Source organism: Rhizobacter terrae (assembly GCF_003852895.1).
Lineage (GTDB): Bacteria > Pseudomonadota > Gammaproteobacteria > Burkholderiales > Burkholderiaceae_C > Albitalea > Albitalea terrae.
Window position 1 is genome coordinate 173703 of sequence record NZ_QUSW01000010.1, and the last position, 13596, is coordinate 187298.

General features: G+C 66.0%; 11 protein-coding genes. 7 read left to right on the plus strand and 4 right to left on the minus strand.

Going from position 1 to position 13596, the window contains the following annotated elements:
- Positions 1 to 21: 21 nt before the first annotated feature.
- From DZC73_RS27290 to DZC73_RS27320, 7 genes are read left to right on the plus strand one after another with little or no spacing between them, the layout of a single operon-like run.
- On the plus strand, positions 22 to 930 hold the full coding sequence (locus tag DZC73_RS27290) for a methyltransferase domain-containing protein (RefSeq protein ID WP_124543545.1): 909 nt from the start codon (positions 22 to 24) through the stop codon (positions 928 to 930).
- Position 931: 1 nt separating this feature from the next.
- Positions 932 to 2074, plus strand: coding sequence for a glycosyltransferase family 4 protein (locus DZC73_RS27295; protein WP_124543546.1), 1143 nt, complete (start codon positions 932 to 934; stop codon positions 2072 to 2074).
- On the plus strand, positions 2071 to 3108 hold the full coding sequence (locus DZC73_RS27300) for a glycosyltransferase family 2 protein (protein ID WP_328589552.1): 1038 nt from the start codon (positions 2071 to 2073) through the stop codon (positions 3106 to 3108). The genes DZC73_RS27295 and DZC73_RS27300 overlap by 4 nt, the downstream gene beginning before the upstream one ends.
- A gap of 11 nt (positions 3109 to 3119) precedes the next feature.
- The gene (locus DZC73_RS27305) at positions 3120 to 3806 is read left to right on the plus strand and encodes a class I SAM-dependent methyltransferase (protein WP_124543547.1); all 687 of its coding nucleotides are present in this window, start codon (positions 3120 to 3122) and stop codon (positions 3804 to 3806) included.
- A 5-nt stretch (positions 3807 to 3811) separates the two neighbouring features.
- Positions 3812 to 4978 carry a DegT/DnrJ/EryC1/StrS family aminotransferase gene (locus DZC73_RS27310; protein WP_124543548.1) on the plus strand — a complete coding sequence of 389 codons (1167 nt, stop codon included), beginning with the start codon at positions 3812 to 3814 and terminating at the stop codon, positions 4976 to 4978.
- Between the two features lie 29 nt (positions 4979 to 5007).
- Positions 5008 to 5589, plus strand: a complete 582-nt coding sequence (locus DZC73_RS27315) for a sugar transferase (RefSeq protein WP_161974767.1) — start codon at positions 5008 to 5010, stop codon at positions 5587 to 5589.
- A 2-nt stretch (positions 5590 to 5591) separates the two neighbouring features.
- Positions 5592 to 7451: a polysaccharide biosynthesis protein gene (locus DZC73_RS27320; protein ID WP_124543550.1), complete on the plus strand. Its 1860-nt coding sequence runs from the start codon at positions 5592 to 5594 to the stop codon at positions 7449 to 7451.
- A 55-nt stretch (positions 7452 to 7506) separates the two neighbouring features.
- Here the strand turns inward: DZC73_RS27320 and DZC73_RS27325 are convergent, their stop codons facing one another.
- From DZC73_RS27325 to DZC73_RS27340, 4 genes are all read right to left on the minus strand, one after another.
- Positions 7507 to 8736, minus strand: a complete 1230-nt coding sequence (locus DZC73_RS27325; protein WP_124543551.1) for a glycosyltransferase family 4 protein — start codon at positions 8734 to 8736, stop codon at positions 7507 to 7509.
- 2 nt (positions 8737 to 8738) lie between these two features.
- Positions 8739 to 10190 (minus strand): heparinase II/III family protein, encoded by a 1452-nt coding sequence (locus DZC73_RS27330; protein ID WP_198415003.1) that lies wholly within the window; start codon positions 10188 to 10190, stop codon positions 8739 to 8741.
- 164 nt (positions 10191 to 10354) lie between these two features.
- The gene (gene wecB, locus DZC73_RS27335) at positions 10355 to 11458 is read right to left on the minus strand and encodes a non-hydrolyzing UDP-N-acetylglucosamine 2-epimerase (protein WP_124543553.1); all 1104 of its coding nucleotides are present in this window, start codon (positions 11456 to 11458) and stop codon (positions 10355 to 10357) included.
- Positions 11455 to 13572 (minus strand): bi-domain-containing oxidoreductase, encoded by a 2118-nt coding sequence (locus DZC73_RS27340; RefSeq protein WP_124543554.1) that lies wholly within the window; start codon positions 13570 to 13572, stop codon positions 11455 to 11457. The genes wecB and DZC73_RS27340 overlap by 4 nt, the downstream gene beginning before the upstream one ends.
- Between the last annotated feature and the right edge of the window lie 24 nt (positions 13573 to 13596).

Here is a 13596-nt window from a genome sequence, read left to right on the forward strand (position 1 = left end):
CGACAACAAGGAAGAATTCGCTTGGGCATCGACATCCACAACCTCAACCTGCTGGCGCATGGCAAGGACCTGGGCGTGAGCTACGAGCGCACGATCGCCATCGGCCGGCAGGCGCTGTTCATCGAGGACTTCGAGCTGGAGCAGCATCGGCAGCTGCGCCGGCTGCCGGCCTTGTCGGCCGCGCCGGCATCCGGCCCGCGCTACTTTGAGCCCTTGATGAAGGAATGGCTGGCCGCCGGCGTGGCGGACTCCGTGGATGCCTCTCCCTACGAGAATGCGCCGCTCATCCATGACATGAACCTGCCCTGGCCGGCCGTGAGCGAAGCACGCGGCCGGTATGACGCCGTGCTGGACTTCGGCTGCCTGGAGCATGTCTTCAACTTTCCCACGGCCTGGCGCAACTGCGTGGACCTGTGCAAGGTCGGCGGCCATGTGTTCCATTCGCTGCCGGCCAACAACCTGTCGGGCCACGGGTTCTACCAGTTCTCGCCGGAGCTGTTCTTCAACCTCTACCAGCCGAAGAACGGCTTCGAGTTGCGCGGCCTGTGGTTCGCGATGAAGGCCGACCGACTGCACTGGTGGAAGGTGGCCAACCCCATGGACGTGAAGCGCCGGGTGAACCTGTGCAACAGCCACGAGGTGTACATGATGGTGCTGGCCAAGAAGCTGCGCGAGCCGGGCGAGCTGCCGGCGCCGCAGCAGTCGGACTATGCGCAGGACGAGTGGCTGAAGGCGCCGGCTTCGGGGCCTGCCAGGACTTCCGGTGGATCGCGCAAGGCCTTGGTGCAGCAACTGGTGAAACTGGGGCTGATCGACAGCGTGCGGGCCATGCGTGAGCGGCTGCGGGTGATCCGCCAGAGCGGCCTGTCGCTGCCCGCGGCGGACTATGAGCGCGTGGACGTTCACCAACTGATTGGAGCCAAGGGCTGACATGGCCAAGCCGATGCGCGTGCTGCTGCTGTGCGACCGCCTGGACATCTCCGGCGGCGTGGAGCGCTTCGTCTGTGCTCTGGCGAACCACCTGTCCGACGAAGGCATGGATGTGGCGGTGGGCAGCACCGACAGCGAGCGCGCGGACATCCGCTATCCGCTGAAGGAGGCGGTGCGGGTGTTGGCGGGCGACCGCAAGCGACCGCAGCCGGACAGCGAGGCCGGCACGCGCTGGGGTAGGGCCTGGCGGCTGGCCGCAACGCAGTGGCGGGTGGGACGATCGCTGAATCGCATCATCCGTGCTGACCGGCCGGATGTGATCGTGCTGAACGGCCTGACCACGGCCTGCTCGGTGCTGGTGCTCGACCGCCGCTTCGCTAAACGGACCATCTGCTGCGACCACAACCATTTCGCAGCGCGGTCGTCGATGTGGCAGCGGCTTCGCGCCTGGCTCTATCCGCAGGTGGCGGCGGTGGCGAGCCTCACGCAGGCGGATGCGGCGAAGTTCCGTGCGCTCAACCAGCGCACCGAGGTGATCTACAACGCGTCGTCGCTGCGCGCGGAAGTGCCGGCCTTGGCGTCCGAGCCCGTCGTGCTGGCCGTGGGCCGGCATGTGGCGCAGAAGGGCTTCGACCTCCTGCTGCAGGCCTGGGTGTCGGTGGCGAAGGCGCTGCCCGAGGCACGGCTGCGCATCGTGGGTGACGGGCCGATGCGGGCCGACCATGAACGGCTCGCCGGCACGCTGGGCATCGCGGGCAGCGTCGAGTGGATGGTGCCGACGCGGCAGATCGAACGGCAATACCGCGAGGCGGCGGTGTTCGTGCTGCCGTCACGCTATGAGGGCATGCCGCTGGCCTTGCTGGAGGCACAGGCCCTGGGCGTGCCGGCCGTGGCCTTCGACTGCCCGACGGGACCGTCGGAGATCGTCACGCCGCAGACGGGGCGTCTCGTCCCGCTGGGCGATGTCGCCTCGCTGGCTTCGGCGCTGGTGGAACTGCTGGCATCGCCCGAACTGCGCGAGCGCATGGCCCATGCCGCGATCGAGCGCAGCCGGCAGGTGTTCAGCCCGCGCGAGCACGAGCAGCGCTGGACGGCACTGGTGCGCGACGTGGCCGTGCGCCAGGCCTACGGAGCGGCGGCATGAGCGAGATGAGGACTGTCTCGGTGATCGTGCCGTGCCGCAACGAGCGCCGGTACATCGAGGGCTTCTGCGCCGGCGTGATGCGCCAGCAGGTGCCTCAAGGATGGAGCCTGCAGCTGGTTGTTGCCGACGGCCAGAGCGACGATGGCACGCGCGATCTGCTTCAGGACATTGCGATGCACGAACCCCGCGTGCAGTGGATCGACAACCCCGGCCGCATCGTGTCCACCGGCTTGAACGCCGCGTTGGCCGTGGCCCGTGGCGAGGCCATCGTGCGCATGGACGTGCACACCGAGTACGCCGACGACTACGTGGCCCAGTGCCTGGCCGTGATGGAAGAGACCGGTGCCGACAACGTGGGTGGCCCCTGGCGCGCGGTGCCGGATGCCCAGGCGCAGCCCATGCAGCATGCCGTGGCCGCGGCCTTCCAGTCGCGCTGGGTGGCGGGCGGTGCCTTGTCGCGGCAGCTCGACTACGACGGCTTCGCCGACACGGTCTACCTCGGCAGCTGGCCGCGCGCGAGTTTCCAGCGCTTCGGCGGTTTCGACGAGCAGCTCGTGCGCAACCAGGACGACGAGCACAACCTGCGCATCGTGAAGGGCGGAGGCCGCGTGTGGCAGTCCTCGCGCATCCGCAGCGTGTACCGTCCGCGGGCGGCGCTGTCGCAGGTGTTCCGGCAGTACCTGCAATACGGCTATTGGAAACCCTTCGTGATGAAGAAGCACGGCCAGGCCGCCTCGGTGCGCCATGCGATTCCCAGCGTGTTCGTGGTGATGCTTGGCCTGGCGCTGCTCGCCGGCTTCCTGCGCCAGGGGATGGCGCCGTTCTTCGTGCTGACCGGGCTGTATGCGGCAGCGGTGACGGCGATGACGCTGATGATCGCCAGGGAAGGCAAGCATCCTGTCGACGTGCTGCTGCGGGTCCCCGCGGTGATTGCCGCCTACCACTTCGGGTATGGCATCGGCTCCATCATCGGCTGGTGGGACGTGCTGCGCCACGGCGCGGGACGGCCACGCTTTGCCAAGCTCACGAGATGAGGCGCGTGGACATGAACGAGCCGCAATCGGTGCGTGAACGCTATGCACGGCGCGAGGCGCAGGACCCGCGCTACAGCCTGCTCAACCCGTCGGCGCTGTTGCCGCTGCAGGAACGGCAGCGGGCCATGATGGCCTTGTTCGCACGCCTGGGATTCGCCGACCTGTCGGCGCTGAGCCTGCTGGAAGTCGGCTGCGGCACCGGCAGCAACCTGCTCGAATTGATCCACGTGGGCTTCATGCCCGACCGCCTGGCCGGCATCGAGCTGCTGCACGAGCGGTTCGACATGGCGCGCTCGCGCCTGCCCGAATCGGTGCAACTGCTGCAGGGCGACGCCACGGTGCTGGCGCCGCAGCTCGGTCCGGTGGACATCGTCATGCAGGCCACCGTGTTCTCGTCGCTGCTGGACGATGCCTTCCAGCAGCGGCTGGCGGACGTGATGTGGCAGGCCGTGAAGCCTGGTGGGGGCGTGCTCTGGTACGACTTCACCGTCGACAACCCGCGCAACAAGGACGTGCGTGGCGTGGCGCTGTCGCGCGTGAAGCAGCTCTTCCCGCAGGGCCGCGTGCAGCCGCGCCGCATCACCCTGGCGCCGCCGCTGGCGCGGGCCGTCGTGCGGCTGCACCCCTCGCTCTACACTCTGTTCAACACCTTGCCGGCACTGCGCACCCACGTGCTGTGCTGGATCGCCAAAGATTGATTGCCATGGCCGACAAGCTTCCCTTCCTGCCCTTTGCGCTGCCCGACATCGGCGACGATGAGATCGCCGAGGTGGTCGATACGCTGAAGTCCGGCTGGGTGACCACCGGGCCGAAGACCCGGCGTTTCGAAGAGGACTTCACGGCCTTCCTGGGGGATGCGTCGCTGCAGTCGCTGGCGGTGAACTCGGCCACCGCGGGATTGCATCTGGCTCTGGAAGCGCTGGGCATCGGGCCCGGGGATGAGGTCATCACTACGACGCACACCTTCACCGCGACGGCGGAGGTCGTGCGGTATCTTGGCGCGGATGTGAAGCTCGTGGACATCGACCCGGCGACCTTGTGCATCGACGTGAAGGCGGTGGAAGCGGCGATCACGCCCCGCACGAAGGCAGTGATGCCGGTGCACTATGCGGGGCTGTCTGCGGACATGGTGTCGCTGCTCGCGCTGGCGAAGAAGCATGGGCTGAAGGTGGTGGAGGATGCGGCGCATGCGCTGCCCACCACCTGCGGCGGTCGCTTGATCGGCACGCTGGATTCGGACATCACTGTGTTCAGTTTCTACGCGAACAAGACCATCACGACTGGCGAAGGTGGCATGGTGGTGACGCGGGATGTGGAACTGGCCAAGCGCATGAAGGTGATGCGGCTGCACGGCATGAGCCGCGATGCCTTCGACCGGTTCACGGCGAAGGTGCCGAGCTGGTACTACGAGATCGTGGCGCCGGGGTTCAAGTACAACCTGACGGATATTGCATCGGCGATGGGGATCCATCAGCTCAAGCGGGCGCGGGCCTTCCAAGACCGGCGCGAGCAGATCGCGCGGATGTTCGATGAAGGGTTGGCAGGGTTGCCGGTGGTCACGCCGCCGCGTGCACCCGATGGCGAGACCCATGCTTGGCACTTGTACGTGGTCCGACTGGGCGACGAGGCAGCGGTCTCGCGGGATGCTTTCATCGAGCGGCTGTTTGCCGCGGGCATCGGCTGCAGCGTGCACTACATACCCTTGCATCTGCAGCCCTACTGGCGCGACCGGTATGGCCTGAAGCCGGAAGACTTCCCGCATTCGCAGCGTGCCTACGAGCGCATGGCGAGTTTGCCGCTGTACACGCGAATGACGGAAGCGGATGTGCGGCGAGTGCTGAGCGCTGTGCGTGCGGCGCTGGACGCCTGACGTGCTGGGGCGGCGGAGTGGGTAAGCGAATGATGGATGTCTTGCTCGCGGGGGCGGGTTTGCTGCTGTTCCTGCCCGTGATGTTGCTGATCGCCGCGGCCATCAAGCTCGACTCGCCAGGGCCGGTTTTCTTCCGCCAGGAACGGGTGGGCCGGCACGGTGTCAACTTTCGCATCCACAAGTTCCGCACGATGGTGGACAAGCCAGCGGACACGCGTCTGCTCACCGTGGGAGCCGATCCTCGGGTCACTCGCGTTGGCCGCTGGCTGAGATCGCACCGGTTCGATGAGATCGTGCAATTGATCGACGTGCTCAAGGGCGACATGAGCCTGGTCGGGCCGCGTCCCGAGGTTCCGAAGTACGTGGCGCTCTACCCATCGGAGGTTCGTGACAAGGTGCTGTCGGTCCGGCCGGGCATCACCGATCCGGCGGCACTGGCCTACCGTGACGAGGGGCGCCTGCTCGCGCAGGCGGCCGACCCCGAGAAGGAATATGTCGAGGTCGTGATGCCCGCCAAGCTGGCGCATGCCCTGGCTTATGTGGAGCGTGCGTCCCTGGCCGGCGATATCTGCCTGCTCTTGCGCACCTTGAAAGTCTTCGTGACCGGATAAACATGTTCTGGCAATCCGTTGATGCGTTTCTCACGCGAATCAGGCCGCACCGGCAGGGGTTGTCCCTGGCCATCGACGGCGTGCTGGTGGCGTTGGGCTGGCAGTTCACCTATCTGTTTCGCCTCGGATTCGAGCGCTGGCTGTCGGCGCGTCCGTCTTACGACCATGGCGTGCTCGTTGGGGTTGCTGCTTGCTACCTCGTGGTCTTCCGCCTGCTCGACGTCCCCAAGGGCATGTGGCGCTTCTCGGGCTTTGGCGAGATCAAGCGCCTTCTGCTGGGGTGCCTGATCGCCGGCAGCGTCAGCGCGGTCGTCGTGTTGATGGCGCAATTGCGGGAGGTCCCCCGTGCCGTGCTCATGCTCCATCCCGTGATGGTCCTGTTCGGGGTCTGCGGCGTACGTATCCTCTATCGCACTGTGTACGAACACATGCGCATGCAGGTGTCGGGTCGTTCCACGGAGACGCGTCGCGCGCTGGTGCTGGGGGCGGGCGACGCCGCGCGTCGGCTGCTCGCTGGCATTCAGCACGAGGGGTGGGTGGTGGTGGGACTGCTTGATGATGACCCGGCCAAGCATGATGCCCGCGTAGCTGGCGTGCCGGTGCTGGGTCCCATGGCCTTGCTGCCGGAACAGGCGCAGACCCAAGGAGCCACGCATGTCATTGTTGCCGTGCCCTCCGCGCCCATGGCGGTTCGACGCCGCATCATCGACCTCGCCGCCGGCACCGGCCTGACGGTTCTCACGGTCCCCGGAGCCCGCGAGTTGCAGGACGGACAGCGGGTGCCGCTGCGCGACATCCAGCCGGAGGACTTGCTGGGACGCGACCCCGTCACGTTGGACGAGGGCGGCATCGCCGAGGTCCTCAACGACAAGGTGGTGCTGGTCACCGGAGCCGGAGGCAGCATCGGCTCGGAGCTGTGCCGGCAGATTGCGCGTTATGGTCCGCGCCACATTGTCTTGTTCGAACTGAGCGAATATGCGCTCTACGCGATTGAGCAGGAGCTCAGCGAGAAATGGCCCCACGTGCCGTTGGTCCGGCTCATTGGCGACGTGAAGGACCCGGATCGCCTTCGCGAGGTGTTTGCCCGGTGGCGGCCGCAGATCGTCTTTCACGCGGCCGCATACAAGCACGTGCCGCTCATGGAAGAGGAAAACGCGCTGGCAGCCTTGCGCAACAACACCATCGGCACCCATTGCGCAGCGCGTGCCGCGGCCGAGCATGGCGTAGGACGCTTCGTGCTCGTGAGCACCGACAAGGCCGTGAATCCGACCAACGTCATGGGCGCGACGAAGCGCGCGGCCGAGCTGGCGATCTCCGCGCTGGCGACGCAATTTCCGGCCACCAGTTTCATGGCGGTGAGGTTTGGCAACGTCCTGGGTTCCAGCGGCAGCGTGATCCCCAAGTTCAAGGAGCAGATCGCCAAGGGCGGTCCGGTGACGGTGACGCATCCGGACGTGATCCGCTATTTCATGACCATCTCGGAAGCGGCACGGCTCGTGCTCCAGGCGGCTGCCATCGGCCGCAGTGGCCAGGTGCTGGTGCTGGACATGGGCGAGGCGGTAAAGATTGTTGACATGGCGCGGGACCTGATTCGGCTCGCCGGTCACACCGAAGAAGAGATCGGCATCGAATTCACCGGCCTGCGTCCCGGTGAGAAGCTTTACGAAGAGTTGCTAGCGGATTCGGACTCGACCATTCCCACACCTGTCGCTGGCCTGCGTGTGGCTCGCATGGAAGTGGACGCGGATCTGCCTGGCCGGATCGCGGCCTGGCTACGAGAGAACGAGAACCCCCCCGATCGATCGGACCACGCTGTGAAGCAGCGGCTGCGGGTTTTGGTCCCTGAGTTCACGAGTTCCTGATTGATGCCCGGATCATCGATGCTGCTCCTGCGCGCGCTATCGATGTATGTGCGTCTCAGTGAGCAAGCAGGCGCCGCAAGGCCTGCAGCATCTTGAGCGCAAGCGTCTGCCGGTCATAGTGGCTGGCGGCCGCGAGCGCTCGTTGGCGCAAGCCATCGCGCAGCGCATTGTCGTCCCGAATGTGCAGCAGCTCGCGGCTCAGCGCCTGCGCGTTCTCCGGCTCGAATACGATGCCCGCACCCTCCCGCTCGACGATGGCAGCCGATTCGCCTTGCACGCCGTGCAGTACCGGAATGCCCATGCCCATGCACTCGAACAGCTTGCTGGGGATGACGGTGGTGAACAGCTCCGTGCGCCGCAGGTGGATGATGGACACATCGAGCAGCGACCAGTATCGCGCCACCTCGTCCTTAGAAACCGAGTCGATGAACAGCACATTGGGCAGGCCCATGCGCTGTGCCGCGGCCTTCAGTTCATCCTTGCGCGCACCATCACCCAGCAGCAGGATGCGGACGTTGCTGCCTTGCGGATGGTCCCGCAGCAAGGCGGCGGCATCCAGCAGCGTCTCCAGCGCATGCGCCATGCCGTGCGTGCCGATGTATCCCGCGACGAAGCATCCTTGCAGCCCGAGCGACTTCTCCAGCTCGGCATCCTTGGGCCGTGGCGAGAACCGGCTGATGTCCACGCCGTTGGTCACGACCTCCACCTTGTTGGGATCGATGCCGCGCCGTGCCAGCGTCTCGCGAAATGCATGCGTCACCGAGACAATGAGCGATGCTCGGCGGTAGAGGAAGAGTTCCAGGCGTTCCAGCCAGCGGATGGTTGCGGAATCCTGCATCGCTCCGACGGCCTTGATGGACTCCGGCCAGAGATCGCGCAGCTCGAAGACGAAAGGGATCCGCTTGACAGCGCCTACCGCCCAGCCTGCAACGGCCGTGAAGAATTGCGGTGATGTGCCCACCACCACATCGACACGTCGCACGAACCAGCTGGCCACGAATGCGCTCAGCATGAAGCTCATGTAGTCGAGCACCCGCCGCGCGAAGCCTTCGTTGGCCGTGATGTAGCTCCAGACACGAATGACTTCGATCCCATCGATCACCTCGCGCTGCCACAGGCGATTCCTGTAGCCGTCGAATACCCGGCCCTTGGGGAAGTTCGGGGCGCAGGTGATCACAGTCACTTTCTCTCCCGCGGCCACCCACTGGCGGCAGTGCTCGTGCGTGCGGCTGGCCGGCGCGTTGACCTCTGGAGGGAAGTTGTCGGTGAGAAAAAGGATGTGCATGTTTACCAGTGCCAGCGCAGCGCCGCTTGGCCCTCTTGCAGGGTGATGACCAGGGTCTCGGCCGCTGCCAGGCGGCCAAAGCCTTCGGCGTGCTGCCAGGGCTCGGCACGGGCGCTGCCGACGAGGATGTCTGCGCGCGCGACGATGTCGGGGCCGTCCATCACGAGCCAAGCCGAAGGAGTTTGCGGATGCAGGGTGAGCCCGGGCGCCAGATGATGGCGCGACACGGCATCGGTGGAAGGCGACAGCCGGTCTTCCACCAGGAGCGAGCGGGCATTGATCTGCCAGCGTCGGTGATGGATCGGTCGGCCAGGAAGAAATCGATAGCCGTCATGGCTGCCCTCCAGCGTGGTGGGGCTCCATTGCACGTCGAAGGCGCGGGCCCGCCGGCCGACGCGGAATCCGGCCCAAACTTCCGAAGAATTCTGGCCATGGACCTCGACGGTGCTGTGTGCGGAGGTACTCCGTTCGAGCTGCCGGCGCGCACCGGTGCCATACTCCGAAGTGCCACGGTTCACCACGAGCTGCCGGCCTGCCGCGGATAATTCGTAGCTGAGCGTATCCGCATGGGCATGGCCCGGCAGGTAGTCAGGGCCGATCGGAGCGACGTCTGCCAACAGCACCGCGTCGTTGCCGCCCAGGCGTGCGTAGCCGCTCTGCGGCAATTGCACGCTACGGTTGCCGGTCCCAGGCCGGAACACGGGAACGTCCAGTTCGACAGCCATGCGAACAAGTTCCGGCGTTGACGGTGCAATCCCCGGTGCGGTGTCGTTGAAACGGGCCAGCGTTCCGTCCGGGTGGCTCATGTCGAACAGCCAGGCCAGCATGGCGCTCGCCAGGTGGGACCATCGGGCGGGCTCCTTCAGCGCCTGCGGATACCGCCGGACGATGTTGACGAGGTCCAGCATGTCTTCCACTGCCAGCGCGTGGTACATCGGGCTGCGCTCGAAATGCCCGCCGTCGAGCAGGATTTGCTCCGGAATCTCCCGTTCGAGGATGTGCAGGCCCTTTTCCAGCCAGCGCCGGGCCTCGTCGCCCTCGAAGAAGAGGCCGGCATGCACGAGAGCTTTGGCATTGGCGAAGAGGTGGTTGCCCAGCAGGTGCCATTCCAGCCGGCCCGCCAACCATCGGCCCTGAGTTGCCAGGCTGTTGATCCAGCGACCGGGGATTTCACCTCCGTCCGGCAGCGACTGGAACCACTTGATCCAGTTCACGATGCGCAAGGAGGTGGGGTAAGGCGCCCATGCGGTGCCGGATCCAGCCGGATTGGCACTCAGCCAGTCGTCGATCAGTGCGTGGTGCCATGCGGCCCGCTGTGCTGCGCCTTGAGCGTTGAGGTCGTCGAAGTAATGCAGGTTGTAGCGCCACAGCAAAGGAACAGCCGGGTTGTCCCAGCCGCCGTCATCGAGCGTGCGTTCGACTGACAGGAACCTCATCGTCCGTGCGCCGGGCATGCTGCTCTCTCGTGCGGCAGGCATGACCCAGCCGCCTGCTGCCTCACGCCGCAGTGGCGCAGGGCGCACATCGGGCGCAGGTCGAGGCAACAACATGCGGGCCCGGCCCAGCAGCTGTGCCGGGCGCAGGTACCTTACCGTGCGAAAAAAAGTGCCGACCCGACTCATGCCGCGAGCAGGCGCTCCAGCTCGGCGACGATGCGCTCACCCGTGCGGCCGTCCCACTTCGGCGGGGTGCTGCCCTTTTTCCATTGGCCAGCGAACAGCCGGTCCATCGCCGGGCGCAAGGCCGCCGGGTCTGTGCCGATAAGCTCGTTGGTGCCCATGGTCACAGTTTCCGGACGCTCGGTGGTATCACGCAGCGTCAGGCACGGCACACCTAGCACAGTGGTCTCTTCGGTCACGCCGCCTGAATCGGTGATCACCGCGCGAGCATGGCGGACCAGGTGGTTGAATTCCAGGTAGGGCTGGGGGTCCACAAGCCGGATGTTGGCAGGCACCTGTGGCAGGCCGCGAATGGTCTTGGCCGTGCGCGGGTGAACAGGGAAGACGACGGTGAGGTCGCGGGCCGCTTCACCCACCGCGGTGAGTAGACGCGCGAACCCTTGCGGATTATCGACGTTGGCCGGGCGGTGCAGCGTGACCACCAGGTATCGGCCTGCTTCGAGCCGCAGCGCATCCCAGAAGTCCGGTGCCCGCAGCTTGTCGAGGTGGGACAGCAGGGTGTCGATCATCGTGTTGCCCACGAAGAAAATGCGCTCGTCGCCGACGCCGCTGCGGCGCAGGTTCTCGTTGGCCACCTCGCTGGTGGTGAAGAACCAGTTGGTAATGGCATCCGTCGCCAGCCGGTTGATTTCCTCGGGCATGGACCAATCACCCGAGCGGATGCCCGCCTCGACGTGGGCCACCGGCACGTGCAGCTTCTGGGCCACGATCGTGCAGGCCATGGTGGAGGTGACGTCGCCGACGACCAGGCAGGCGTCGCTGCGGCTGTCCATCAGCAGCCGCTCGTAGCGCGTCATGATGGCCGCGGTCTGCTCCGCCTGGGTGCCGGATCCCACTTCAAGATTGACATCGGGTTCGGGAATGCCCAGCTGAGAGAAGAACTCGCCGGACATCCGTGGGTCGTAGTGTTGTCCCGTGTGGATGAGCCGCCAGCCCAGGTGCCCGCCTTGTTCCCGTCGCTGCGACATGGCCTTCAGGATTGGCGCGATCTTCATGAAGTTCGGCCGCGCACCCGCGATGATGTCAATTCGTCTTTGGGTCATCGCAGTGCCTCCTCGATCTGTACCGACAGCCGGCTGACTTCCATGAGTTCATCCAGCGGCACGGGCGACGCAGTGCCGCCACGCAGCGATTCCACGAAGGCCTTGGCGCAGGCGTTCTGCCCCTTGTCCTGCCGCCACAGGTTCATGCTGGAGAAGCCGCTCCAACCGAAGCCACGCAGCTTGCGGAAGTTGTCCAGCTGCAGCACCGCTGCGCCGGCGAAGACTTCCAGGCGCTCCTTGGGGAAGGCCTTGCTTCCGTTGGCGAAGTAGTGGATGGTTCCCAGCGATCCATCGGCGAATCGCAGGATGACGCTGACGGTGTCCTTGGTCGCGCTGTCCATGCCAGCGACATCGAATCGCTCGACGGGCGCCGAGACCAGGAAACGAAGCAAGTCGATGAAGTGACAGCCTTCACCCAGCAAACGCCCGCCCCCTACGGCGGGGTCTTGCGTCCAATGGTTGGCAGGAATGGCACCAGCATTCACCGTCATCACCAGAGACTTCGGTCCCGGTCGGGAAGCCAGCAGCTGGCTGATGCGTTGCACCTGCGGCGCGAAGCGGCGGTTGAAGCCAACCATGAGCCGCAGATGCGGCGCGGCTTGCGCTGCACGCTCGACCTGGCCGAGTTCGTCCAGCGTCAATGCCAGGGGTTTCTCGACGAAAACATGCTTGCCTGCGGCCAGCGCCCGCACGACGAAGTCTGCATGCGTGTCGTGGCGGGTGGCAATCACTACCGCATCGGTGGTGGGGTCCTGCAGCAAGGCCTCGGTGTCAGTGGTGGCCTGCGCGAAGCCGAACTTCCTGCCCAGGTGGACGCTGCTGGCGCCTCCGGATGAGGCGATTCGCTGGAAGCGCGCACCTGCTGCCTGGAACGCGGGAATCAACACGGCGCCGGCATAGTTGCCCGAACCGATGACTGAGATGCCAGGCGCGTCCTTGGGGGTGGTTGCCGCAGCCGGAAGGTCGACGACACGTGCGCGGCGCTGGGCCACGTTCAGTGGCGTCGGCTCGGGATAGGCCAGCACGATGCCCAGGGACGCTTCGGCGCCGCCCACCACGGCGTAGGCCTGTTCCGCCTGCGCGATGTCAAACCGGTGCGAGACGAGTGGGCTCACGTCCAGCCGCCTGTCACCCAGCATGTCGAGCACGGCCTCGAAGTTGCGCTGCTCGGTCCAGCGGACAAAGCCGAAGGGATAGTCCTGCCCCTTGTCCTCGTAGTTGGGGTCGTAGCGGCCCGGGCCGTAGGAGCACGACACCTGGAAGGTCAGTTCCTTCTCGAAGAAGTCAGCACGCGACAGCTCCAGACCGGTCACGCCGACGAGCACGATGCGGCCGCGTTTGCGGCTCATGAGGGCGGCCTGGTGCACAGGCTCGTTGCTGCGGGTCGAGGCGGTGATGATCACGGCGTCCACCCCACGGCCGCGCGAGAACGCCTGCGCAGCGGCGACGGGATCCTGTCCGGCCGAGAGATCGACCACCTCGGCGCCGAAGCCGCGCGCCAATGCCAGCTTGGCGGAGTCGAAGTCGAGCCCCAGGACGCGGCACCCGTGGGCGCGCAGTAGTTGGATCGTCACCAGCCCGATGAGTCCGAGGCCGGTGACCACAACGGTTTCACCCAGCGTGGGTTGAACCAGGCGTATGCCTTGCAGGGCGATGGACGCGAGGACGGTGAACGCTGCCTCCTCGTCGTCCACGCTGGAAGGCACCTTGGCGCACAGGTTCACCGGCACGGCCACCATCTCGGCATGCTTGCCGTTGCTGGCCACACGGTCGCCAACCTCGAAGCCGGTCACCCCGGCCCCGACCTCGACCACCTCACCGACATTGCAGTAACCCATGGGCAGTGGCTGGTCGAGCTTGTTCCTTACCGCCTGCAGCGTCGGGGCCAGGCCGTCGGTCCGGATCTTGTCGATCACCATGCGAACCTTGTCGGGCTGTTGCCTGGCCTTGTCGATCAAGCCAGCCTTGCCGAAATCCACCAGCATGCGCTCGGTGCCGGCGGACACCAGGGTGCGGGTTGTGCGGATGAGCAGCTGGCCTCGGCCAGCGCGGGGGCAGGGCACGTCGGTGACTTCAGTGCTGCCGTCTTTCAGGTTCTGTAGAACTTGTTTCATCGGTGTCTGTTGGCCGTGGCAGGC

Excerpts from the sequence above, each read along its gene's own strand:
- DZC73_RS27310 (WP_124543548.1), top strand. The coding sequence starts at position 3,812 with ATGGCCGACAAGCTTCCCTTCCTGCCCTTTGCGCTGCCCGACATCGGC.
- DZC73_RS27315 (WP_161974767.1), top strand. The coding sequence starts at position 5,008 with ATGATGGATGTCTTGCTCGCGGGGGCGGGTTTGCTGCTGTTCCTGCCC.
- wecB (WP_124543553.1), bottom strand. The coding sequence starts at position 11,458 with ATGACCCAAAGACGAATTGACATCATCGCGGGTGCGCGGCCGAACTTC.
- DZC73_RS27340 (WP_124543554.1), bottom strand. The coding sequence starts at position 13,572 with ATGAAACAAGTTCTACAGAACCTGAAAGACGGCAGCACTGAAGTCACC.
- DZC73_RS27320 (WP_124543550.1), top strand. The coding sequence starts at position 5,592 with ATGTTCTGGCAATCCGTTGATGCGTTTCTCACGCGAATCAGGCCGCAC.
- DZC73_RS27300 (WP_328589552.1), top strand. The coding sequence starts at position 2,071 with ATGAGCGAGATGAGGACTGTCTCGGTGATCGTGCCGTGCCGCAACGAG.
- DZC73_RS27330 (WP_198415003.1), bottom strand. The coding sequence starts at position 10,190 with ATGCCCGGCGCACGGACGATGAGGTTCCTGTCAGTCGAACGCACGCTC.
- DZC73_RS27305 (WP_124543547.1), top strand. The coding sequence starts at position 3,120 with ATGAACGAGCCGCAATCGGTGCGTGAACGCTATGCACGGCGCGAGGCG.
- DZC73_RS27295 (WP_124543546.1), top strand. The coding sequence starts at position 932 with ATGGCCAAGCCGATGCGCGTGCTGCTGCTGTGCGACCGCCTGGACATC.
- DZC73_RS27325 (WP_124543551.1), bottom strand. The coding sequence starts at position 8,736 with ATGCACATCCTTTTTCTCACCGACAACTTCCCTCCAGAGGTCAACGCG.